Origin of the sequence: Sphingobacterium endophyticum (assembly GCF_009733535.1) — a bacterium.
Classification (GTDB): domain Bacteria; phylum Bacteroidota; class Bacteroidia; order Sphingobacteriales; family Sphingobacteriaceae; genus Sphingobacterium; species Sphingobacterium endophyticum.
In genome coordinates, this window is sequence record NZ_SMMI01000006.1 from 105,337 (window position 1) to 130,140 (window position 24,804).

The window sequence follows — 24,804 nt, forward strand, 5'->3', positions numbered from 1 at the left end:
AAGCAATTGGATTAAAAATTAATGTTTAGACCGAACGAATAAACAGTAGAGAATGGGTAGGTTTTACCATCATTCCATCCCCCAAGGCCCACTGTTTCAGGATCGAATACCTTTGCCATTTTAGTAAAGGTCAATAGGTTCTCACCGGAAAGGTATAGTCGAATTTTCGACACCCCGATACTGCTCAACCGAGCTGAATTGAAGGTATAACCAATCTGCGCATTCTTTAATCTTAAATAAGCTGCGTTCTGTAAATATCTAGTTTGAGTATTCTGGTTCTTTCCTGTATTGAAGTAAGGTCGAGGCAGGTAAGAATCCAGGTTGACACCTAGCACACCATTCTGAACCATAACTGAATTTTCATCACGGAAGAAATCAAGGTTTTCCTCAAATCCAGCGGACTGCCACATTCCTCCGTTTGCTCCCCAGAAGTAAGGTCCATTCGGCATATGGTCACGTTTTCCTACACCCTGGAAGAACATACGAAAATCAAATCCTTTATAAGACCCGCTCAAATCCAAGCTATAGCGGTATCTAGGCATTCTGTTTCCAATAATGCTCAAGTCACCATGTTCCGTGATTGTATTGGAGCCTGCCGAAACCATTCCGTCACCATTCAAATCCTGGTACATGATATCTCCAGCCAGCCATTGACTTGCAAAGTTTTGCTTGGTATGTGCTAAGTGAGCATCCATTTCTTCCTGCGTTTTAGCGAGGCCAACGGTTGTATACCCCCAAATTTCGCCTACTCGTTGACCGTTGTACCAAGTATCAAGGGTACCTGTAAGATTAGGATACTCTGTTACTGTTTGTCTATCATCTGAGAATACACCTCTTACTGCATAGTTGAAATTGCCGATGTTATCTTTCCAGTTCACCTCCAGCTCAACTCCTTTAGAATTCATTTCAGCATTGTTGAGGCGAGGAACTGCAGTTCCCAAGATTACGGGCAGTTCCGGAGCAGGACCGATCATGTTATAGGTATTTCTTTGATAGAGTTCAAAGCCAATTCCCAATCTATTGTTCAATGCCTGTAGGTCAAACCCAACGTTCCAGCTTGAAACCCTTTCCCAAGTTAACGATGAGGCGATCAAACCTGGCGCACCGGCAAGGTTCTGTTTCTGACCGTTCAACAACCAAGTATTTCCATTTACGGTAAACGGTAATGTTGGATAGAATGGATACCAGTTATCGGTATATTGGTTCCCCAATTCACCGTAAGATCCTCTCAGTTTGAATACGGAGATTGCATCATCCAAAGTCCAGAAATCTTCATTTGCGACGTTCCATCCTGCGGAGAATGAAGGGAAAAGATTCCATCTCAAATCTTGAGGGAAACGGGATGAACCATCGTACCGACCATTCGCTTCAAACAGGTATTTCTCTTTGTAGTTATAGTTGATACGGCCGAAGAAACCCGCAGTTGCCCAATGTTGATATTGACCGGATGTCAATGGGTTCAGGGTTGCTGTATTTAAGGTAGGAACATTGTCAGAGATCAGATCACTCATACTTCCATTCAGGGTGCTGTATTTGTTAAGCTCCGAGTTGAATCCCAGTAGGAATTTAAAGTTATGGTCATCGGCAACATTCAAAGAATAATCTGTAAATAAGTTTGTGCTAAAGTATTCGTCCTTACGGTTGCTTTCTGAAACACTGGTATATCCAGCGGAATTCCAGCCAACGGCCACTGGATATGGATTGTTGTCCTTGTCATAGGCAAAGGCTTTTAATACTTCATTATGGCCATTATGGTTGATCGTCCTATAGTTGACATTACCCGTGATGTTCCAATTTTGCGTAGGTTTTACCTGTAGCTGCAATTGTTGGTATAGGTAGTCCTTTACCAATTTGGACCGTCCACCTTCAGTCATTTGGGCAAGTTCACTAGGGTCCGAAAAATGACCGTTATCATCCCTCACAGGAACTGTTGGCCAGCGTCTAGCAATGTTATGATAATAGAGGTCATTCATGTGACCGGCTTTACCATAGTCTTCACGTACGAACCTTGTGTTTGACATGAGGTCAATTTTTTCATGAAGCTTGACATTCACCTTATTCGAGAATGAGTAGCGTTTGAACTTATCATCGGCATATTTATTCAACCCGGTTTGGTCCATCAGGTTTAAGGAACTATAGAAATTTACCTTATCCGTCCCGCCATTGGCGCTTAGGGTATGCTCATGAGAGGGCGAATAGTCGCGATAGACTTCATCGAACCAGTTCGTATTTCCATTGGATCCGCCGTAATATTGCCATTTACCATTGGCATCCGGCTGACTTACCGATGTTATTTCACCCTTTTGATAAGCAATAATTCTTTCCAGAGCCTCCTGGGAGAACACGGCCTGTTCACCATCATTTGCTTTAACCTCATTAAAGTAATAGGCAAATGTTTTAGAATCGAGCATGGTCGGTAATCCACGAGGTTTGCTAAAGCGGAAGTTATTATTATAATTAACTAATGTTTTACCGGATTTACCTGATTTTGTTGTTACCAGGATTACCCCAAAAGGAGCCCGAGAGCCATAGATGGAGGACGCAGCAGCATCTTTCAAAACGGTAATATTTTCGATATCATTAGGATTCAGGGCATTGATATCACCCTCCATTCCATCAATCAATACCAAGACGGCAGAACTAGATCCTACACCGATTGTACCCGCACCACGGATATTGATGTTCATCGTTTGATTTAATTCACCACCTAATCCAGAGGTCTGAACATTTAATCCCGGGACCAATCCCTGAAGCGCCTGTGCGGCATTTTGAACAGGTCGTGCTTCCAGTTCTTTCGCGCTTACGGTCGAAACGGCCCCTGTTAGGTTGACTTTCTTTTGTTGACCGTAACCAACGACAATAACTTCATCCATTTGGTTTTCCTGCTCCACCAAGGTTATGGTCAGGGTTTGTCCTGTAGCTGCGGCAGTTTGCGGGGAATAACCAATTGAAGTAACTTCCAATACCACATCTGGTTTTGCAACATTCAAAGTAAACTCGCCATCTTCATTGGTAGAGGTTTTATTGCTGGTTCCCTTTTCAGTAACAGTTACCATTGGAATCGGCTGTCCTTCTTTGTTTACCACACGTCCCCTCACAGTAGCTTGCAATGCTTCACGACCGGTATTGGCATGTGCTTCGACAACAGCATTTCGGATCGCAGGCTTGATCAGGATAACTTTATCCTTAACTTCAAACGTGACATCTTGATTGGCCAATATTTTGTTGAGGGCAGCTTGAAGGCTTATTTTGGAATCTACGATGGTTACCTTCGCACTATTTGACAATAATGATTCGTTGTAAACGATTTGGTATCCACTTTTTTTGCGGATTTCTGTCAGCGCTTCTTTTGTTGAAGCGTTTTTCAGGTTTAATGAAATGGTTTGGCTAAAGCCCAGTGCAAAACCATTTAGAGCTAAACAGGAAATGATTACAGCTAATTTAGATGCTCTATGTATCCTAGGGATTGATAAGCTTCCAAACTTTCCATAGCTCTGTAAATGAGTAAAGAATTTTTTATTCATACATATTTAGGTGTTAGGATTATAAAATGGTTCTTTTATGATCTTCTCACCTATATAGAGTATAAAATTGGGGGCTACCCTAAAAAAAAATAAAATAAATTTTATTTACTAAAAATCAGGGACTTATTATTGAGTTTCAAGCCTGCCAAACTAGAAGCATCGAGCATAGCAATCAATTCACCGAGGTTATTTTCACGAGCCAGGTAAATAGTGAAATTTTCCTTTGGGACTAGTTTCCTGTCGAAATCAAAGTCATAGTATTTCTGTAAATCGGATAGAATATGCGCAAGGCTACGGTTTTCATAATAAAGGAATCCCTCTTTCCAGGCCAGAAGTTCCTCGATTTCACCCTCAGATAATTCTTTTACTACGGAACCGTTGGAACCCACTCGGATTAGATCCCCAGGAGCAAGGAGATTTTCCTTTCCGGAGTTTACCCCTTTGACATTTAACTTTCCTTCAAACAACAGGGTTTCATCAAATTCTCCGGAGGTTTTAACATTGAATTCCGTTCCCAAAACTTTAATGGACTGTTGGTTTGTTTTGACTTCAAATGGTACTCTTTTCTTTCCTGCAAGCAATTTCTTAACTTCAAAATAGGCTTCTCCCGAAAGCGTTAGTTTTCTGTCTTTCAGGTATGATGCTGTATAATGCAGGTTGGAGTTGGCATTTAGATTTACGATGGATCCGTCGGGTAGTTCCACACGATAGAAACCCCCGATACCGGTTTTGATGTTGAGTACATCGTCATCGGCAAGATCTAATTTGGCGACATTCAGAACCATCTTATTGTCCTTTTCATCCCGATAGATGGCTTGGGTATTATCTTTACCAATCTGTAGGTTTTCGGTAGTGGATTTAGATGCTTCTTTTTCAGTAATGGTTCCTGTTAGGAAATCGGCGGTAATTTCACGGCCATTGTTTTTTTGGACAAAGGAAAGGATTTCATCACGGTATGAAAAGTAAAAGCTGCCGCATAGCAAAATCAGCACTAAGATCGAGAGCATAGAGAAATTCTTCCTATTTCTCTTCCTGTTCTCCTTCCTAATGGACTTAATAATTCTGTCGTGGATTTCTAACCCTAAATCTTCTTTGTTCTTTTCATGCATATTCTCCAGTTCTTAGAAGAATAAAATTGAGGTTATCACTAAAATTGACTTTCTCAGCAAAGTTAAGACCTTGGACATATGATATTCAACGGACTTTACACTCAGATTCATTCGGCTGGCAATCTCTTTATAACTGAGGTCTTCGTAACGGTTCAGTTCAAAAATTGTTCTGCTCTTATGGTTTATCTTGTTTTTCAGAACATAATTTAGCTGCTGTTCAATATCCTTGATAGCCAATTGGTCGTATTCCGAAGTCATGATTTCCAAGTTTTCAATGTTCGTCATCTCAACTTTCTTTCTTTCCTTCATGACAAAAATACATTTGTTTTTAATACAAACACTAAGGTATGCTTTAATTGAATAGCGAATAGCTAGTTTATGTCGGATTTTCCAGAAGTCCAAGAACACATCATGCACAACATCCTTTGCAAGGTCATCATCCTTTAAGAATCCTAGACAAAAATCATAAAATTGCTCCCAATGTTTGAAGTAAATCTCTGAAAACGCGGAGTTATCGTTGTTTTTTAGCCTCGAGATGAGGTCAAAATCTTCCCAAGAAAGTTCATAAACTAATGGCAAAGGATTCATCTGGTTAAGTAGGATTTAGGTATTATGTATAATTTATTGTAAAAATAGGGGTTAAAATCATTTTTGCAACTTTATTATTACTTTTTTAAAAAATAATTGATCTGTGTATTGAAAGACAATAAAAAAGGGTGAATAATTATACCCACCCCTTGAAATCTCTATTTTAAATCTTTCAGAATTTCCTGGACCGCTCTTTCCAGCTGTGGATCCTTGTCGGCGACGCGATCGGCAACTGTATTTTTCACAGCAATATCAGGCGCCACTCCAGTTAATTCCAAGTCCTTTCCATCAAGCGTATAACAGCCCCAAGATGGTAGGCGATAGAATGAACCGTCCACCAATCCTTTTCCGGAGGTAAAGATAATCCAACGGTAGGTTTCAGTACCGATGATCTTTCCGAGCTTGAGGGCTTTAAATCCTGCGGCCGTCATTTCGGCATCACTTAAGGACTGTTCATTAATTAAAAGAACGATCGGCTTTCCTGCAGGAGCAAAACTACTTTGAGGAGAAAGTTGTCCACCCCGGTATTGCCACTTCAAGTAGGGTCTTTGCGATAAGAAGCGTAAAACTTCATCATGTACATTTCCACCTGTATTATAGCGAAGGTCGAGAATAACCGCATCCTTATTGTTTTCCTGTTCGGCCATATCAATTAAAAAAGATTGCAGTTCATCCCCGCCCATATTCTTCATGTGTGAATAGGCAATGCGGTTGTTGCTCAATTGATTGACTTTGGATTTATTACCCTTGATCCATTCATCATATAGCAAATCTTTAAAGGCAGCATTGCTTTGAGGTCTGATATTGATAATTTCGTCCTTTCCTCCACGGCTAACCGTGAGTTGAATTTCATTAGCTAGGGATGGCCAGGTAAAATAGGAATCACGGTCTAGGTTTTTATCGATTTTATTTCCATTCACAGCTACCAACACATCGCCTACCTTCAGGTTGACATCTTTTCTTGAAGCCGGTCCGTTCGCAACGATCTGCGCAATTTTATATGGATCCTTATTATCATAAACAACACCCAATTCATTGGTTACAAAGTTATATTGCTTACGTTCATCCGTTCCAAAAGTGCTAAAGCCCATATGGGAGGAATTCAATTCGCCTAACATATCGTTCAATAAGATTCGGAGGTCCATTCTATTATTGATTCCAGAGAGGTAATTTCCATATTTCTTTTTCATTCCTTCCCAATCCACACCATGGAACTTTTCATCGTAATAGTTCTCTTCCACATTTGCCCAGGTTTCATAGAACATCTGCTTAAATTCTTTATCCAGATCGCGGGTAAATTTGAAGTTGGCATCAATGGCATCCAATTTATTTTGATCGAGGTTATATTTTTGAATGTTTCCATTGACCAAAGCAAAAAACTTAGCGTCAACCTCCATCAATCCCGACATCCCACCGTCAAATACCTTGTCGGTTTTAGAATTTGTAAAAGGTTCAAAGGTAATTCTATAGGTTGCCCATTTCCCTTCATGGTTTGACATATAGAACAGATAAGTTTTCTCACCTTTTGCAAATACCTGTGGGTTATATTGTGTTCCTGCATTAGGGCTGACTTGTGTGATCCGGTCCGAAAGGCCTTGCACATCAATAGTTACCAGCATTTTCTTTTTATCGTCTTTCTCGGCAGCTTTTTCTTTTTTATCTTTTTCTTTTACGTTCTTATTGTCTTTGGTAACTGTAGAATCTTTTTTCTCTTTATCCTTTTCGGGATCTTTAAACAAATCATCGAACTTAGAAATTCTATATGGTTCATCAAAGTTTTCCAGGGCCATGCGATATAGGCTTGCATTTTCCATACCGGTAGGATAGGAAGGCTTAGTTCGGTTGCTGGAGAAGAAGATATACTTACCATCAGGGGACCAGACCGGCGTTGCTTCAGTTACTCCTGTATTCGTTAAATTTATGGCTTTTTTATCAGCGATATGATAGACAAAAATATCCTGTTCGAAATTGCGGATTGCCGTGAATAGCACATACTTTCCATCAGGGGAAAATGAAGGTGAAGAATTTTGGAAAGCCCAAAGTTCATCCTTTACAATTGTTTCGCTCTTCAAACTGCTGAGATCTAACAATCTTACTTCATCCCTACCACTTAAATAAACAGCCTTGCTAAGGTCCTTGTTGAATGTAATATCGCGATTATTCCTTTTGTCTTGAGTAAGTTGCTTTGCTTCACCTTTACCGTCTCCGGAGCGCGAATACCAATTCAGATAACCATCTAATGTTTGATTGTACACAATGGTTTTGTTGTCCTTTAACCATTTGACTTCAGTAATTCTTTCCCCCCGGGTAGGCATTTGGCGAATGAATTTACCATCAATATCACTTACGAAAAGTTCGCCTCTGGAAATGAAGGCCATTTTTTTAGCATCCGGTGAAATATCGAAGTTGCTAATCGTTCCTTTCACGTCAAATTCTTTGGACTTTCCAAGGATTTGATTGCGACTTAGGCTAATTGCAGGTTGAGTAGTTTTCTTACTGGCGACATCATAGACAAAAAGTTGATACCCCTTCTCAAATACAACGGCAGTTCCATTTGCGGCCGCTTGAGGATTACGTATCGACTCATTGAACTGCGTTAAAGAAGTCTTATTTCCATTATTGATGCTATAAAGATTATATTCATCATTAGCTTCATCGGAAGCAAAATATATGGTTCCGTTTTTATCTACGGTCGGCCAAAGATCTTTCCCTTCATAGGTCGTATAATCTTTATAAACATTTGTTTTAGGGTTATATCCTTTGATATCGGGATTAAAGGCCCCTTTATATCTTTTTCTATTGGCCGCTGAATAACTTTCCCAAGAATCCGTGTACAACAATTCACCGGCAGGAGTTTCTACCATATTATGGATATAGTTGAAGAAATGAGGGAAAATACGTTCTGCAGTTCCGCCATCTTTACTTACTTTATAACTGGAAAGTCGATTAGCACGTCCGGAAGTAAAATAGATTTGTTTGCTATCCCAGCTCCAGGAGTCTACTTCGTCCGTAGATTCATGGAAAGTAATCTGTTTTATATTTCCACCTGTCATTGGCATAACGTACACATCCATATTTCCATTTTGATTGGAGGAAAAAGCGATCCATTGTCCATCCGGAGAAATACGCGGCATAATTTCATTTCCTTCCATGGCAGTCATGCGCAGGGCAGGTCCACCAGCAGTTGGTACTTTCCATAAATCGCCTTCAAAGCTAAAGACCACGGTCTGAGCATCGGGGCTAATTGTAGGATTGGATAAAAAGGTCGGCTGAACCTGAGCCATCAATGACATGGAACCAGCCAGCATTAATGCAAGGGTTAATAATGATTTGTTCATAAATAAAGGTCAATTTAAAATTGATACAGAACAAATGTACAATTCAGATTTATTATCCAGCAATGATTTTGCTAATTAAAAGGGTAAATAAAGTCAGGCTAAACATATTTTAACTATTCTAAAGAAAATAAAATTATGTTTTATAACATAAAGATTAATAAATAGTTATAAGTGTGTATTTTTTACACTTATGTTATTATGAAATGCTAAAATTGTTCTACATTTGCATCAAATCAGATCAAGAATGACATCATTAGGTGAGGCAAGCAGCAGTGTCTCTCAATCCGTGAAAAGCAGAATCCGAGTAGCTGTAACATTATTTTATTTTGGACAGGGATTAGCCTTTGCGAGTTGGGCAAGTAGAATTCCAACAATTAAGAACGCATTAGAGCTATCAGAGGCACAATTGGGAACGATCTTATTGATGCTACCTATTGGCCAATTGGTTACAATGCCTATCTCAGCAGCATTGGTAAATCGTTATGGAAGCCATAAAGTGCTGTCATGGGCTGCGTTTTTCTATGCTTTGGTTTTACTATTAATTGGTTTTTCGGGAAATGCCTGGATGTTGGGTGCCTCGTTATTTCTATTTGGGGTTACGGGTAACTTATGTAATATCTCCGTCAATACCCAGGGCGTTTTAGCCGAGGAGCTTTATGGCAGGTCCATTATGTCCTCCTTCCATGGTGCATGGTCATTAGCAGGATTCACAGGAGCATTAATAGGCTTGTTAACATTAAATTTCAACATCAACACCATTGGCCATTTCGTGGGTATCATTGTATTGTTGGTTATCAATATTTTGTTGAATAAAAACTATCTAGTTCCTGAAGAAGGCAGCAAAAAAGAAACTAAGGAAAAGAGCAAATTCAAACCTGATTCATTGATTGTTCAGCTGGGAATTATTGGCTTTTTCAGTATGGCCACAGAAGGCGCCATGTTTGATTGGAGCGGAGTTTATTTTAGTGATGTTGTAAAAGCACCAGAAAAACTGGTTATCCTAGGCTATGCATCTTTTATGATTATGATGGCATTAGGTCGATTTATAGGGGATGCTGTAATTTCCCGCTTTGGAAGGCAGAGAACCTTACAGGTAAGTGGAATTCTGATGTTTGTAGGTATGCTTGCATCGGTAATTTTCCCTAATTTATGGGTTTGTACCTTTGCTTTTATGCTCGTTGGATTGGGGGTTGCATGCAACGTACCGACAGTATATAGTGTTACTGGAAAACACAAGACCATCCCAGCAGGTGTTGCATTGGCGATGGTCTCGAGTATTTCTTATCTTGGATTTCTGATGGGTCCGCCTTTAATCGGATATATTGCTGAATTATTCAGTTTGCGTTATTCCTTTGCAATCTTTTCACTATTTGGCTTTTTGATGTTTATCATGACCAGCCGCCTTAGTGTCTTCCGGGAAAAATAAGATTTTAAGGCTTGACAGCTTTAAGCTTGTTTAGTTCCTTTTGAGAGATTTTCAAAATTGTACCATGCCTGATACCTTTGGGGAAGTCCAATTGATCAGTCACGTCCGTCCAGGTTTTAAGGTCTTTGGATTTAATGAGTCCAAAATGATTGTCAATGTACCGATCAAAATAAACATGCCATTCATCATTGATTTTTATCATAGTTGGACCTTCGGCCCAATAGTCACCGGTAATCTTTTCACTCGCTTCAGAATATGGCCCTTCTAGATGGTCAGCAAAAGCTAATTTCAAATTCTTTTCAGCGGGTTCCCTGGTTTCATCCTTGATTACCATCATCCATTTATCTGCATTTTTTTGGATTGTCGCATCGATGCAATTAAATCCGGGTTCGTAGAGGAGCATTGTTTCGGTGAAGGATTTGAAATCCTTGGTTAAGGTGTAATACATGCGGTGGTTATAACCATTATCGGCTTCCACTTGCGTTTCCGGAAATTCTCCGGTAATTGTGGTTGCCCAATAGATCATATATTGTTTGGTAACCGGGTCATAAGTTATTTCGGGAGCCCAAGTATTCCTTGCATTTTCTTCATGTTCCATTACCGGGACATATAGCTGTTCCGACCAATTGATAAGGTCCTTAGAAGAAGCATAGCCTATTCCCTTTTGCGTCCAACTGACTGTCCAGACCATATGATATAATCCATCTGGACCTTTGATGATACAGGGATCGCGCATCAGTTTATCCGGACTTAGCTTTGGGCTCAGGAAAGATTGGTCATTTTTTAAAGGCGCCCATTTTAATCCATCCTCACTATAGGCTAAATGGAGTCCATCTTCACCATTACCTCTAAAATAGGAGAATATATAGGCAGAATCCTGGTTTTGGGCATGGGTGGAAAAAGCAAAGCAAATTAATACGATAATAGGAAAAAGTTTATTAAGCATGGTTTGGGTTTGTTGATTTAACCAAATATAATCAAGATTAGCTAAATTATATGTGTTCTGAATCACAAAAAACAAACCCCGATTGTCAGACAATCGGGGTTTACAAAAATCATGATAACAAAAAATTATTTTGTTCCACTGTAAGGATTCTGATCTGATTCAGATAGAGCATCATTGTTAACAATTTCCAGCTGAGGAATTTGACACAATAATCTATAGTCATTGGAAGGGAAAGTTCCAGTTGGATTTGCAGAGTTCGCAACGTATCCATTCAGGTAAGATACCCCCCAAGTATAGTGACCTTCTTTGTAAGAAGCGGTTTCTTGATACCTAATTAAAGGTTTCTGCAGTCTTAGCAGGTCATAAAGACCCGTTACACCCTCACATAGAAGTTCTTTCCTTCTCTCGACATAGATAGCTTCAAGCAAGTTTGTACCAGCTGCTGCCGTTGTTAGATTTTTAACACCTCTAGCTTTTTGAAGTTTTGTTAAATGGGCCAACCCCTGTCCGTTGTTCAACTGAGCTGATGCTTCCGCCATAATTAACAACATTTCAGAACTTCTCATTAAAGAGATTTCAGGACGTGTATTACTTTGTTTAGCGCCATTTCCATCTCCATAATGCTTATACTTATCATAAGCCCATTTCGTAGACCACTCAGCACTTGCATTGTTTGTTCTTTTCCAGAATTGGTATCTATCTTCAGTTTTCTCGAATAGTTGTTCATATTTACCGTCTGCGAAGAAATCTAAGAAAGCATAGATTGGACCATCCGTAAAACCTTCGCCATAACTAGCATCTTGATTGTACCAAAAGTTGAACTGAGTACCACCACCTAGGTTATTTTGATCTGTAAATTTAACTGCCCAAACGACTTCAGGGTAGTTTTTGCTGATTACATCGTCAAAACCTCCGCGGTATTGTTCTTTTGTCATTAATGTAGGGTACTTATTGTAAAGCGCAGTAGATTCAGCTAGTGCTTTTGACCAATCATTCATAACCAAATAAACACGTGCTAACTGACCTGTAACGACATCTTGATTAATGAACCATTTACCTTCGCGATCGAATGTATTAAGCAAAGATTTCGCCTCTGTCAGATCCTTCACGATTTGGTCGTAAGTAGCCTGTACGGTTGCACGAGGAAGGTTTTGATCTTCAGTAGATGAAAGTCTCAAAATTACGCCGGGTTTTTGTTTGGCGATGGCATAAGTTTGCTGGTAGTTTTGGATCAGGTGGAAATAACAGATTCCACGGATTGCTTTTGCTTGACCCAGGATAGCATCCTTTGTTGCTTGGTCACCTTGTGCTGTTTCCACATTGTCGATCACGATATTCACCTGGTTGATGACTTTATACATCATAGACCAAATGGCATCGGAAAGGCCATTAGCTTGCGTTTTCAGGGGCTCATAACGATAGGCCGTCAATTGGTTACCGCCCATATTGGTATGGCTAAGTACATCTGAACCACCTAAATCTACATACATTTGAAGGCCAGGAAGACCCGCGTACACACGGTCCGCCCCTTGGCTATTGAAATATAATTGTTTGTAAGCCGATGTCAGGATCATTTGTAATCCAGAAGTGTTGGATAAGGCAACTTCATCCGAAGTGTCAACTGAAGAACTAGTCTCCAAAAAGTCACTACAACCGCTATTTAATCCTAGAGCTGCGGCAAGCGCTAATATTTGAATTTTCTTAAATACTTTTTTCATGACTCGAATTAAAATGAGATCTGTAAACCACCTGTATAAACTCTTCTAGAACCTTGAATACCATTATCAGTATCTGCACTACCATTGTAATTGTTACCGGATAAACCAGTTTCAGGATCCGAATATCTATTTTTCGCGGCACCGAAGGTTAATAGGTTGTCTCCTGAAACAAAGACTCTAACATTGGACAATGACATTCTTTCCAATAATGTTTTTGGAAGGTTATATCCTAAAGTCACGTTTCTCAATCTCAAGTAATCATTTTTGAATACATAGAAATCAGAAGCTTTTCTTGTGCTTGAATAATCGTCGTTAGACCATTTGGGCAATAATGCATTGTCACCGGGTTTTTTCCATCTGTCTTCCACCAGGTCTTGGATTACACCAACCCCTCCTCGCAATGCGGTACGCTCAATATAACCATAGTCATACATATGACCTCCGATTGAATAGTAAAGCATGAACGAAAGGTCTAGACCTTTATAGCTGAAGCTATTTGTCAAGGCACCGAATGCCTTTGGAAGAGCAGAACCTACATATTGATAATCATCAGTTGTTACTAAACTATAGTCTTCAGTAATATCCCAATTGTTATTATCTCCCTTGATATAGTACTGCATATTACCTGTTTCGGTATTCACACCAGCATTTTTAACCATATAGAATTCAAAAAGTGATTTACCTTCTTCTACTTTATATCCCGCTGTTCTGTTTTCGTAAGTAAATGCTCCTGTAGGCAAGTAAGTGATTTCGTTTTTCAATGTTGAAATATTGAAATCTGCTTTCCAGTTGAAGTTTTCTTTACGAATTACATCTGCGGAAAGGGTAAATTCAATTCCTCTATTCGTCAAGTTACCAAGGTTGGTGTTCTGACCAATTGCAGAACCTACTTGCGCCGATAATGGGAAATCCTTATAGAACAATAAGTCTAACGCATTCCGGTGGTAATATTCGATTGTACCATTGATTCTGTTGAATAGACCAAAGTCAAGGCCGACGTTATATTGTTGGTTTTTTTCCCAGATTAAATTTGGAGTAGCAACCGCCGAAGGTCTTAAACCAGCAACAGTATACAGGTCATCGGAAGAATATACACCTTGGTAAGCATAAAGAATCTCTCCACCAGAAATACCCGCGGAATTACGCATAATCAATTTATCATTACCAGTTGTACCATAACTAGCGCGTAATGATAAGTTGTTTAACCAAGTAGCATCTTTCAAGAAATCCTCTTGGCTGATTCTCCAGGACAAACCACCTGAGAAAAAGTTACCCCAACGGTTATCCGGACTGAACCTTGAAGAACCATCACGACGAACAGATCCCGACACGAAATACTTGTTATTATAGTTATAGTCGATTTTACCTAAGTAAGATAATAGGGCATAACGGTCTCTCAAAGAGCTGTTGCTCCAGTTCCTAGTTGTAGAACCTAACTCAAACTGCCCCATTTGCATAATACCTTCACCATAGGCCGTATCATAATAATAGTTTTTAGAGTATGATTCCTGACCTGCTAATGCTGAGAAATTATGCAGTCCAAAGCTTTGTTCCCAACTTAAGATATTATTGAAAGTAACAGACTTCGTATCAGAATTGGATCTAGTTGCATTACCGCCATTGGTGATAACTGTAATGCCATAAGGTGCCTGTTGTGACGCGTCATGTATCGCTGATCCATAACCGAAGAATTTATAAATATTGTTATCAATACCCAAGGAGGTTTTGAACTTCAAATTGAATGGAAGAGTGAAATCCGCAAAGAATCTTGAGGAAATCATATTTCTCATGTTATTATTGAAGGACTCATCATTAGGATTGTCCCAATAATCACCACCATTGTTCAATACCTGAATTCCAAAGAAGTTGTTGGTATAAGAACCATAGTCGAACATTCTTTCACCGGTTTTTTGAGAATAAACCCAATCCGTATTATCCACATTTCTCAACCAAGGCGATTGTAAGGTATTGGTAAATACCAATGCTCTTGATGCACCGGATAAGTTCTGTTTGGAACCTGAATAGGATAAGTTACCACCAACCTGTAACCAATCTGTAATTTGAGAAGTTACATTAGCTCTAAAATTATGACGTTTAAAGTATTGGCGGCTTGCAAAACCATTATCATCCAGGTATCCTGCGGAAAGGAAATAGTTTGTTTTTCCTTCATTTGCTGTACCGCTTAAATCAACGGTATAATCCTGTCTTAATTTTCTTGAGAAAACAGCACCATAGAAATCGTAATCACTTTCATTCCAGATCATTTTCAGGTTTGGATTTACGAAAGGGTTACCTTTACCATCATGCAATACGTAGTTTTCATTAATGTTCTGGAATGGAGAAACATATGAATTTTGACCATCCGTAGTTTTTACTGCCTTCAATAATTTACCTAAAAGGTTTGTTGAAGCCCAGTCTCCGGCGGCTTGTTCGCTAAGTCCATACTTATAGAATTGGTCATTGTACATACCTTCCCAAGTATTCAGCAATTGCTCATAAGGATTAGCCTTTGTAGGGTTTACCACGGCATTATCAGCTGTTCCCCAAGTCGATCTAAAATTGATTTGAGGCTTGCTAGATTTTCCTTTTTTAGTTGTAATTACGACAACACCATTTGCTGCACGAGAACCATAAAGAGAAGACGCCGCTGCATCTTTCAATACAGTAATTGACTCAATATCATTTTGAGCGATTGAGTTTAATTGACCATCGAAAGGCATTCCATCGACAACATAAAGTGGATTTGAAGATCCCGACATGGAGGAAATACCACGGATTTGGATACGCGTATCACCACCCGGATTACCTTCGTTGTTTGTTACATTCACACCGGCACTAGCACCCTGCAGAGCTTCCGCAAAACCAGATCCTGAGATTTTTTCAATCTGTTCTGATTTCACAACTGATGCAGAACCAGTAAAGGTAGACTTTTTAGTTGTTCCATAAGCAACTACGACCACCTCATCAAGGTCAGCCATCGTTGATTCTAGGCTAATGTTTAGGTTTGTTTGATTGTTGATGACTACCTCTTGTGTTTTGTAGCCAATGAAGCTAATTACTAAGGTAGATCCGCTTTTAACGTCTGATAAGCTAAAATGACCGTTAGCATCAGAAAAAGTAGAAATCCCCGTTCCCTTCACCGTGATCGAAGCACCAGCAACCGGCCCGTTATCATCACGGATAGTCCCCTCAAGTTTAGACTGTAACCAAGGACTGTGTACATTATTTGCATGAGCAAATGATGAACTTGCACTTCCCAAGGTTGCAGCCATAATCAAATACTTGATTAAAGCAGTTTTGTTTGTCATTGAAGTATGTTGTTAGGTTGAATTTTGTTATTCGGGTGCAAAACTATTAATTTTTCTGAGGTTTCAACAGAATTTGTCAAATAATGTTAAATTATCGTTAAGAAATTGGAACAAAGTAAGGCTACTAGGCCTTTAAGAGGCAAGTATTTGAATAACAACAGAATAAAAAAGCAATAAAAATTAAAATTTGATTGTAAAATCGGATTTATTACAAGTCAATAAAACACAAATAGTCGTAATTACATGTATTTAATGTAACATTTGAAATTATTTTATCCCTAAACGGCAAGTTCAATGTTCACAATGGTACCTTCACCCGGCATCACGTCATAATCTAAGGTCCCTCTCATAAGATTTACACGATTTTGAATATTACCTAATCCCATTCCATTTGATTTCTGAGCTAGCTTGAGATCAAATCCTTTACCATTATCTTCAACGGTTATCAGGATTTGATTTTCATTTTGCAGGCATTGTACCAGAATATGATCGGCATCGGCATGTTTCAGGGCATTTCCGAGGAGCTCTTGAATAATTCGATAAATATTAATTTGATAATGTTGATTTAATCTTTGATCCAAACCGTCTGTCTGGAGTTCTATTCTGGTTTTATGGTTTGAAAGGGCCGTGCACAGGTCTCTAAGAGCAACCGCCAGCCCGTTGCGGAGCAGATTCGCTGGCATCATATTGTGGGCAATTCTTCGGAGTTCGACAATGGATCGGTCGAGTTGGTCAACCGAGTTTTCAATTTCCGAGCTTCCCACTTGTGCCTGAACCCCTGACAACTTCATCCTGATACCCGATAAGGCGCCTCCAAGTCCGTCATGCAAATCCTGTGCAATGCGTTGCCTTTCTTTATCCTCGCCTTCCAAGAACGCTTTAGTCACCCGGAGTTCCTGCTGCTGTTCCACTTCCTTAAGCTTAAATGCATTGGCACGTTTTTGATTTTTAAGGATATCATTCAGATAAAGAATGGCCAATAAAAAAACTGCGGCGCCTACAGCTAGGAGCCAAACCCAAAGACTTTGGTTCTTTTGAACCAGTTCAGCGGCTTTATTTTCTGCCTGTAATTGGTTTATCTTCTGTTCTTTTTCTGCAGTTTGATATTTGGTTTCCATATCCAACATATCCTTTTTATATCCTGCAGTATGCAGGCTGTCACTAATGGCAATATATTTTTGAGACCATTCATAAGCTGCCTGCATGTTACCCACCTGCGCATAGGCTTCGGCCAATAGGTTTGCATAAGAGTTGCGATCGGCCGGTAGGAGGATTGTACTTTTAAGCAGGTCTTGCATTACATCTATAGCTTCATTGTTCCTTCCCATTAACCTTAAGGTGTGGAACTTCGCGAATTTGGAGCGATTGATATAAAAGTTCTCCTGTATTCCACCTTGAAATGCTATTGCTTTGTTAAAGCTTTTTAATGCCTGCTCGTAATCACCTATTTTTTCATAATAAACACCTTCAGGATAATAATAAATTAAGAAAACATTGGATTTCGGATAATCTCTGAGGACAGAATGTGCAGCATCTAAATACATTTTACTTTCGGGATATTCCTCGAGATATATATTATTTTCGGCGAGGATCAGGGTAACCTCAAGAATACCTTCCAATTTTGTTATTTCACTTTCTGAAGGCGCTTCTTTAAAAAGGTGAAGGGCTTTTTTCAGGTATTCATTTGCTCTTTTGCGCTCCTTAGCATTAATCAAGCTGGTAGCGACAAACTTATTGGCATTTCCTTCTGTAAATTTATCTTTAGATTCGATGGCCAGTGGAAGAGCATGATTGATATAGGCCTCTAACCCACCTTTTTCGTTTCCGGTCAATTGTTGGATAATACCCCTGATTAACCATATTCCGGATTGCGCTTTTTTTGATTCAAAATGGTTTACGGTTTTTAAAAGACTATCTCCAAGATTTATCTTGGTCTCAATGGTTGGAAAATCTACAACCCCCAACTCAAGATAAGCTTCAAAGTATTTTGATGCCCCCACGAGAAAGTTATCCCCTTTTGCGAGGGATATACCCTGTTGAAGGCGTTGTTTTGCCAAATCCATATTTCCGTACTTTTTATAGAAATTAGCGAGCCGAAAAGCGGTCATGGCCTTGGCGCTGTCCGTTTTTCCCTCCATAAGTCTTTGTTCCAACTTCTGCAGATAAGGGCCATCCTCCACCAGTTTGACAGGTAGCTGTGCATTAGATTTGATTCCAGAACAAAGAAGACAGCAAAGTAGGATTAGGTATTTCATAAAAGAGAACAGTCAGTTTTTACTTATACATAGTTGTGTCATAACTAAGATATTGAATTAGGACGAAATGTTCAAGGGAATCAGGTCTTATAAATTTTAGAAGGAATTAAAATTTAGAGAAAACACAGCAACATTCGGATTTTTTATGGGTTGAGAAATTCAGAAATTTAGTTTTGAGAAATTATAAGGATTAAGATGATTGAACTGTCACAAAAAATAGCGGATTTAGATTGGAATTTAATTAGGGATTCGATGCATCAAAAAGGGTATGCAGTCATTGAGCAACTATTAACAGAGTCAGAATGTAAAGACATAATCAATCTATATCAACAGGAGGAATTATACAGAAAAACGGTAGTGATGGCACGATATCGATTTGGTTTAGGGGAGTACAAATACTTTAACTATCCGCTTCCGTCCATCATTGATAATTTGCGAAAGGGGGTCTACCCATACCTTGCACCAATAGCAAATGAATGGTTTAGCGCATTGAAGCTCAATAAAATGTTTCCCATGGAACATTCGGAGTTAATAAATGAATGTAAAGCCAATGGTCAACATGAGGCGACTGTATTAATTCTTCGATATTCTGAAGGGGGATTCAACACTTTGCATCAAGATTTATATGGAGAGGTTTTTTTTCCGCTCCAAATGGTTTTATGTTTAAATAAGCCTGAAGAAGATTATACGGGTGGTGAATTTGTGATAACACAGCAGGTTCCTCGCGCCCAATCCAAGGCGATTGTACTAAAACCCAAGCAAGGAGATGCATTAATATTTACGACGAATTTCAAGCCTGAAAGGGGAAGTAAGGGATATTATCGGGTAAATATGAAACATGGTGTCAGTGAGGTCAAGACTGGAATTAGACATACATTGGGAATTATCTTTCATGATGCATTAAGTTAATATGATCGAACATCAAAACATTTCGGACGAAAAGCTCAGAACCTTAATTAGATCTGGGGCAATAAAATCTGGAGGCAATCAGCATTTAAAGATATATGGCACACTGGACTGTAAATCAGGGAAAAGGATGAAAAGAGTAAACCGAGTATTTTTTGAAACGGAGGAAGATGCTCTTGAACATGGTTTTCGTCCTTGTGGGAGCTGTATGCACAAGAAATATTTGGAATGGACGAAATGTCTATAGCAATCCTAATAATTCATCCTTACTTAAATTATTGAAAAATGAGTTTTCGGTCTGTACCAAATCCTGAGCAAGCTTACTTTTCCTATCTTGGAGTTTCATTATTTTTTCTTCGATACTGTTGGAACAAATCAATCGAACAGCAACAACATTTTTGTTTTGTCCGATTCTATAGGAACGATCTATTGCCTGATTTTCAGCGGCAGGATTCCACCATGGATCCACTAAATAGACATAATCTGCTGCAGTTAGATTGAGTCCCACCCCTCCTGCTTTTAGGCTTATCAAAAATACCCGTACTTCTTGATTATTCTGAAAATTATGCACTTTGTTGCCACGATTTTTTGTTTGACCGGTAAGGTATTCAAAAGGTATACCCTTAGATTCTAATTCTATTTTGATCAAGTCCAACATCCCAACAAATTGAGAGAAAACCAGAATTTTATGATCCTGAGACTTATTTTCAATTTGTTCAAGTAGCACCTTTATCTTTACGGCATTATCACCCGAATGACCATCTCCTAACAGAATTGGCGAATTACATATCTGCCTTAATTTCGTTAATCCAGCAAGGACGTGCATACTGTTATCCTGGATATCATTTTCTTCATTTGCAGCAATAAACTCCCGCAATTGTGCTTCATAAGATTCATAGATCTTTCGCTGTTCACTATCCATTTCACAGTAAATAAGCATTTCCGTTTTTTCAGGAAGTTCCTTAACCACTTGCTTTTTGGTTCTTCGAAGGACAAAAGGTTGAATCTTTTCTTGTAGTTCGACTGCTCTTTTGCTGTATTGGAATTGATCTATTGGGATCGCATAAGTGTCCTTAAAGAATTGCTTACTTCCAAGAAGGCCCGGACAAGCAAAAGAAAGCTGACCATAGATGTCGAAGGTATTATTTTCAACAGGAGTACCTGTCAAGACGATTCTGTTTCTTGCATTTAGGAGTCGGGCTGCCTTATATCGTTCAGAGTTAGGGTTTTTTATCGCTTGCGATTCATCCAGGAAGATATAGTTGAATTTAAACTCTTTGAGAAAGCGAATATCTGAAAGCAACATCCCATATGTAGTTAAAATCACATCGTGGTTTTCAAATGCTTTAGTGCTTTTATTCCTGTCGGGTCCATAATGTTTCCAAATCTTTAAGGATGGGGCAAATTTTTCTATTTCCTCTGTCCAATTAAACAGCAAAGAAGTAGGGACCACGATCAGATTTGGTTGAGGGCCATGTTTCTCTTTTTGGGAAAGTATAAATGCAATAACCTGAATTGTTTTTCCAAGCCCCATATCATCTGCCAAACAACCGCCAAAGTTATGGTCATCAAGAAAGTTCATCCAATTCAATCCCTGATGTTGGTAATTACGAAGCTTTGTATTTAATCCTATAGGCACTTCAATATGAGGGATCCGATAATCATCTGCAAACTCTCTTTTTAACAATTCTATTTCATGTTGTACTTCTGTACTCAACAGTTCATTGCCAAACAATTCTTCCACTTCGGAGAAATTGATCTTTGGAATGGTAATAAAGTCCTGATTCATCTCCCCTATTCTAAAATATTGCACGATTTTGGCGAGCCATTCATCAGGTATAATACCATGGCTACCGTCATCCAGGAGGACAAATTTGCTTTTATTACGGATAGATCGGTGAATCTGCTTCAATGATGCTTGATGCTCTCCAAAATTCACTTTCAGTTTCGCATTGTACCAATCTATTCCAGAAATAATCTCCACAGTAATTTTTGCCTTATTGGGGTTAATATTGTTTTTATTCAGTTCATTAAAACCTAAAATAGTGATATTGTCGTTTCGCCAATGTTCGAAAGTTTCAATAAACCAATCTGCATCCAAGAATTTATTTTTATGCAGGTAGAAGTATTGCGGTTCATTTAATTGTTCCCTAAATTCAGGATGTTTGTCTATAATAGATGAAATAAAGCGCTCTTCAGCATCAAGATTTCTTTTCAATTTGAACACATTTCCATTAAGGTCTTTGTCAAAAATCTGTTTATGAGAATATAAGGGAACTTCAATTTCACCGTAAGCCATTACAGGTGTAATGGAAACATAACTACCTTCCTGTTGTAAATAAATTATCTTAGATAGTGTATAGTCTTTTTCCTTTAACTGTACAGGAGTCGCTGCTTTGATGAAGGTGTAATTAATTTTCAGAATTTGCTCTAAAGGAGCTAGGACGGTTTCCAGAAATTGATCATACTTTGAAGGATGCAACAACATAATTTCATTATTCGACCTGAAATATTTGATAACACGCATTAAATCAAGGTTATCGATTAAATACATTGTTTTTTTGAAGAACAAAAAGTAATCATTTTTTATGGTCAAATCATTGAAGGAAATTGATTTATCATTTACTAAAAGGTCAGCAGTGATTTCATAATAAGGTTCCTTTTTGAATACGTTAAGAATTACTTCAGGTCTTAAAAATTTTAAATTAACTGGGCTGATTGATTTCAGGGTTACATTCTCAGAGATATTTCTGTCATGGAGGAAAACCTCAAGATTCAGAGGGTTTTTCACGATTAGATTTAATGCATCGATATCCGACTCTAATTGATCATCCGTAAACTTGTTTTGGAAATTGTATATAGCGGTATAAAATTTAAGCACATTGGGATCTTCACTGCTCCAAATTAAAGGTATTGGATCCAGATTATCGATAGGATTTTTGACCTTTCCTGCCTTTGTTGTTTCCGCTTCCATCAGCAGAAAATTGAGCTGATTATAATATCTATGTTTACTGATCAGTAATATTCTCTTTTTTGCAGATTCCTGATGAGCAAGTCTCTTAAATTTGGATTGTTGCCTAGGGATTAAATCATTCCTTAACTCAGGTTTAGCGGCAGGGATTAAGCCTTTTATTTTGGGTTCAATAACAAGCGATCTCTCATGATATTTAATTTCAAAATAATCATCTAGTTTTTTTTCATTTTCAAGACCATAGGGTTTGGCATGCTGTTCAAGGATTGAATGTCTCAGTTGGTCATCAAAGAAGATACGGAAGTTTTTTTCTTCAATAATACTATAAATAATCTCCCCTTGATGTTCACACATTTTTTTGGCTGCGTGGTTACAGGTACAAGATGCAACAATTGAATCTCCAACTTGGCGTACAACCACGGAGGGATAGGGTTTACCTGGATCTGATTTTGAAAAAACACCTAAGTTCAAATTGAGTGTTATGGGGTAAACGTTTTTAAAGTTTCGATTCTCCATAAAACCAGCATGATCTACATGCTTGAGTAATTCAAACAAAGAAAGTTTACTGATATTGGAATGCTGAATTACATAATCCCCTTGATGCCCCATGCATTGTGTTTATTGAGAAGTAAGGATACGAAAAATAGATTAATAAAATTTCGATCTCGGACAAGATTCTCGGGGATAAATTGATACAAGAATTTAAGCAACTATAAAAATACCAAAAATGTATGTTAAATTAGTATCTCAAGATTACTACACGAACTAATTAAATTATTTGTTCATCAGAATAATGGACCAATTTGACAGGATTTTTAAGGACTATTTTGTTCGGCTATGTTCATATGCACATTCGATAATAGGAAGCGAGGGTGTTGCAGAGGATATGGTACAAGAGGCTTTTATTGTCCTGTCACAAAATAAGGAGGTTTTAGAGAAACCCGAAATATCAATTAAGAGTTTTCTATATGGATCTGTTAGGAATATTTGCTTGAACCATGTCAGGCATAGAAATATAGGCCATAGAATACAGAATGAGTCCGTTTCGGATGGTTTGGAGCATTCGGATTATTTAAATGAACTGATTAAGGCGGAGATTTTCGGAGAACTTCACAAAGAACTATCTCGTTTACCCAAACAATGTAAACGGATTTGCGAATTGATTTATTTGGAGGAAAAGAGTTACGAAGAAGTTGCCGACGAAATGGATCTCAGCATAAATACCGTAAAAACCCAAAGACAACGAGCCCTGAAATACCTTAAATCAAAATTTTTGGCAGTCCTCACCTTTATATTTTTTATTAAAATATTATGGTTGATTTACAGCCACTTACGTCTTTTTTAATAAAAATCATCTTTTTTAGTCACCCTTTTTTTCTTTTTAAGTTACTTATAGACGAATTATGATATCAGAAGACAAAATTCTTTTGGCAGAATTGGCTGCAGAAATAGTTAAAGGCAATGAGCTCACTGCCAAACAGGAGCTTATTTTCCAAGAATTATTAGAAAAGTATCCCGATTCAAAGGCAGTTATAGAGAAAACTATCCAAGATGGAATATTAGAAGTTCCTTATGCAATTGGTCGTATTGACGTTGACCAAGAGTTATCTAAATTTCAAGCCAACAACCCAGAACTTTACAGCAAAAAGCGTTCTGGCATTTACAAGTACAGCTGGTGGTTAGGAACCGCAGCAGCCATTTTATTGATTGCATTTTTTATTATTCGGCAACAAGGTCCGACTAAGGACTATATCGTTGAGGATAAAGTTTATGGACAGAAGAATGATATCCTACCGGGCAAATCTGGGGCTGTTTTAGAGATAGAGGGCGAAGAGTCGGTCTCCTTAAACGACATCAAAGGCAGTTTAATGTTAAAAAATGGACTTATTGCGAGCAGTAATACATTGATTTACAAAAATATTAATCATACCCTGAACCCTTTTCATACACTTAGAATACCGATTAGGGCAACCTATGAGGTAATTCTAAGTGATGGAACAAAAGTATGGGTGAATGCAGAATCAAAAATTAAGTATTTGGCCAACTTTTCTAAAGATGAGCGTCGGGTTATTTTAGAGGGACAGGCGTATTTTGATGTTGCAAAGGATAAGAACCGTCCATTTATAGTAGAGAGTAACGGAGTTTCAGTCCAAGCTGTAGGGACCGAGTTTGATGTTAATTCATATTCAAAGGATTTTAACGTAAAGTTAATTGAGGGGAAGGTGAAAGTTTCTGCGAAAGATGGTGAAATAGACTTAAATGCAGGAGAAGAGGTTGAAATTACAGGCCAAATGATGAAAGTTGGCCCAATTCTGAATATGGAAGAAGCCTTAGCATGGAAAAACGGATACTTCTATTTCGACAACAAAAACTTAAATCAGATTTTGGAAGAGGTAAAACGTTGGTATGGGGTGAACATCAATTACAATAAGAAAATAAACCAAACACGATACTTCGGTAGCATATCAAAGCATACCTCATTAGCAGAAGTTTGCAATGTACTTAAGGATCTAACTAATTATAATTTCAGAATTGAGAATGATGATTTGTACATAGAATAATATCCTTATTCTCCGATAAAAACCTAAAATAAGGAGGCCAAAAAGAAACAGCGTAGCATATTATTATAAAAATGAAGCAGAGGTACGGCAATACCCCTGCTCAGTTTACATAGTTTAATTAAAAACCATTAAATCTTCAGCAAATTATGAATAA

General features: G+C 38.3%; 14 protein-coding genes. 5 read left to right on the forward strand and 9 right to left on the reverse strand.

What is annotated here, in order from left to right; genetic code table 11:
- Positions 1-11: 11 nt before the first annotated feature.
- The 4 genes from E0Y80_RS09665 to E0Y80_RS09680 all read right to left on the reverse strand — a co-directional run bounded on the left by E0Y80_RS09665 (position 12) and on the right by E0Y80_RS09680 (position 8,559).
- Positions 12-3,524, reverse strand: coding sequence for a TonB-dependent receptor (locus E0Y80_RS09665; RefSeq protein ID WP_156307468.1), 3,513 nt, complete (start codon positions 3,522-3,524; stop codon positions 12-14).
- Positions 3,525-3,625: 101 nt separating this feature from the next.
- The gene (locus tag E0Y80_RS09670) at positions 3,626-4,633 is read right to left on the reverse strand and encodes a FecR family protein (protein ID WP_156307469.1); all 1,008 of its coding nucleotides are present in this window, start codon (positions 4,631-4,633) and stop codon (positions 3,626-3,628) included.
- Between the two features lie 12 nt (positions 4,634-4,645).
- Positions 4,646-5,221, reverse strand: a complete 576-nt coding sequence (locus E0Y80_RS09675) for a sigma-70 family RNA polymerase sigma factor (RefSeq protein ID WP_156307470.1) — start codon at positions 5,219-5,221, stop codon at positions 4,646-4,648.
- A gap of 158 nt (positions 5,222-5,379) precedes the next feature.
- The gene (locus E0Y80_RS09680) at positions 5,380-8,559 is read right to left on the reverse strand and encodes a S41 family peptidase (RefSeq protein WP_156307471.1); all 3,180 of its coding nucleotides are present in this window, start codon (positions 8,557-8,559) and stop codon (positions 5,380-5,382) included.
- Positions 8,560-8,803: 244 nt separating this feature from the next.
- On the opposite strand from E0Y80_RS09680, the gene E0Y80_RS09685 reads away from it, so the two are divergent.
- Entirely contained in the window at positions 8,804-9,985 is a 1,182-nt protein-coding gene (locus E0Y80_RS09685) for an MFS transporter (RefSeq protein WP_156307472.1), read from the forward strand.
- 4 nt (positions 9,986-9,989) lie between these two features.
- Here E0Y80_RS09685 and E0Y80_RS09690 read toward each other — a convergent pair whose 3' ends face one another.
- The 4 genes from E0Y80_RS09690 to E0Y80_RS09705 all read right to left on the reverse strand — a co-directional run bounded on the left by E0Y80_RS09690 (position 9,990) and on the right by E0Y80_RS09705 (position 18,212).
- Positions 9,990-10,931: a glycoside hydrolase family 43 protein gene (locus E0Y80_RS09690; RefSeq protein ID WP_156307473.1), complete on the reverse strand. Its 942-nt coding sequence runs from the start codon at positions 10,929-10,931 to the stop codon at positions 9,990-9,992.
- A gap of 125 nt (positions 10,932-11,056) precedes the next feature.
- Complete coding sequence (locus E0Y80_RS09695; RefSeq protein ID WP_156307474.1) at positions 11,057-12,649, reverse strand: RagB/SusD family nutrient uptake outer membrane protein; 1,593 nt, start codon at positions 12,647-12,649, stop codon at positions 11,057-11,059.
- 8 nt (positions 12,650-12,657) lie between these two features.
- Positions 12,658-15,957: a SusC/RagA family TonB-linked outer membrane protein gene (locus E0Y80_RS09700; RefSeq protein WP_156307475.1), complete on the reverse strand. Its 3,300-nt coding sequence runs from the start codon at positions 15,955-15,957 to the stop codon at positions 12,658-12,660.
- Positions 15,958-16,235: 278 nt separating this feature from the next.
- Positions 16,236-18,212, reverse strand: coding sequence for an ATP-binding protein (locus E0Y80_RS09705; protein WP_156307476.1), 1,977 nt, complete (start codon positions 18,210-18,212; stop codon positions 16,236-16,238).
- Between the two features lie 195 nt (positions 18,213-18,407).
- Between E0Y80_RS09705 and E0Y80_RS09710 the strand changes: the two genes are divergently transcribed.
- Together E0Y80_RS09710 and E0Y80_RS09715 are read left to right on the forward strand one after the other, a co-directional pair.
- Positions 18,408-19,121 (forward strand): 2OG-Fe(II) oxygenase, encoded by a 714-nt coding sequence (locus tag E0Y80_RS09710; protein WP_156307477.1) that lies wholly within the window; start codon positions 18,408-18,410, stop codon positions 19,119-19,121.
- Position 19,122: 1 nt separating this feature from the next.
- A complete protein-coding gene (locus E0Y80_RS09715) occupies positions 19,123-19,365 on the forward strand; it encodes an Ada metal-binding domain-containing protein (protein WP_156307478.1) in 243 nt (80 codons plus the stop codon).
- Here E0Y80_RS09715 and E0Y80_RS09720 read toward each other — a convergent pair.
- Positions 19,360-22,698, reverse strand: coding sequence for a DEAD/DEAH box helicase (locus E0Y80_RS09720; RefSeq protein ID WP_156307479.1), 3,339 nt, complete (start codon positions 22,696-22,698; stop codon positions 19,360-19,362). The two genes, E0Y80_RS09715 and E0Y80_RS09720, sit on opposite strands and share 6 nt — an antisense overlap.
- Positions 22,699-22,867: 169 nt before the next feature.
- Here E0Y80_RS09720 and E0Y80_RS09725 point away from each other — a divergent pair, with 169 nt between their 5' ends.
- Entirely contained in the window at positions 22,868-23,434 is a 567-nt protein-coding gene (locus tag E0Y80_RS09725) for an RNA polymerase sigma-70 factor (protein WP_156307480.1), read from the forward strand.
- Between the two features lie 58 nt (positions 23,435-23,492).
- Positions 23,493-24,650 carry a FecR family protein gene (locus E0Y80_RS09730; protein WP_156307481.1) on the forward strand — a complete coding sequence of 386 codons (1,158 nt, stop codon included), beginning with the start codon at positions 23,493-23,495 and terminating at the stop codon, positions 24,648-24,650.
- Positions 24,651-24,804: the final 154 nt, after the last annotated feature.

Excerpts from the sequence above, each read along its gene's own strand:
- E0Y80_RS09665 (WP_156307468.1), bottom strand. The coding sequence starts at position 3,524 with ATGAATAAAAAATTCTTTACTCATTTACAGAGCTATGGAAAGTTTGGA.
- E0Y80_RS09670 (WP_156307469.1), bottom strand. The coding sequence starts at position 4,633 with ATGCATGAAAAGAACAAAGAAGATTTAGGGTTAGAAATCCACGACAGA.
- E0Y80_RS09675 (WP_156307470.1), bottom strand. The coding sequence starts at position 5,221 with ATGAATCCTTTGCCATTAGTTTATGAACTTTCTTGGGAAGATTTTGAC.
- E0Y80_RS09680 (WP_156307471.1), bottom strand. The coding sequence starts at position 8,559 with ATGAACAAATCATTATTAACCCTTGCATTAATGCTGGCTGGTTCCATG.
- E0Y80_RS09685 (WP_156307472.1), top strand. The coding sequence starts at position 8,804 with ATGACATCATTAGGTGAGGCAAGCAGCAGTGTCTCTCAATCCGTGAAA.
- E0Y80_RS09690 (WP_156307473.1), bottom strand. The coding sequence starts at position 10,931 with ATGCTTAATAAACTTTTTCCTATTATCGTATTAATTTGCTTTGCTTTT.
- E0Y80_RS09695 (WP_156307474.1), bottom strand. The coding sequence starts at position 12,649 with ATGAAAAAAGTATTTAAGAAAATTCAAATATTAGCGCTTGCCGCAGCT.
- E0Y80_RS09700 (WP_156307475.1), bottom strand. The coding sequence starts at position 15,957 with ATGACAAACAAAACTGCTTTAATCAAGTATTTGATTATGGCTGCAACC.
- E0Y80_RS09705 (WP_156307476.1), bottom strand. The coding sequence starts at position 18,212 with ATGAAATACCTAATCCTACTTTGCTGTCTTCTTTGTTCTGGAATCAAA.
- E0Y80_RS09710 (WP_156307477.1), top strand. The coding sequence starts at position 18,408 with ATGATTGAACTGTCACAAAAAATAGCGGATTTAGATTGGAATTTAATT.
- E0Y80_RS09715 (WP_156307478.1), top strand. The coding sequence starts at position 19,123 with ATGATCGAACATCAAAACATTTCGGACGAAAAGCTCAGAACCTTAATT.
- E0Y80_RS09720 (WP_156307479.1), bottom strand. The coding sequence starts at position 22,698 with ATGGGGCATCAAGGGGATTATGTAATTCAGCATTCCAATATCAGTAAA.
- E0Y80_RS09730 (WP_156307481.1), top strand. The coding sequence starts at position 23,493 with ATGATATCAGAAGACAAAATTCTTTTGGCAGAATTGGCTGCAGAAATA.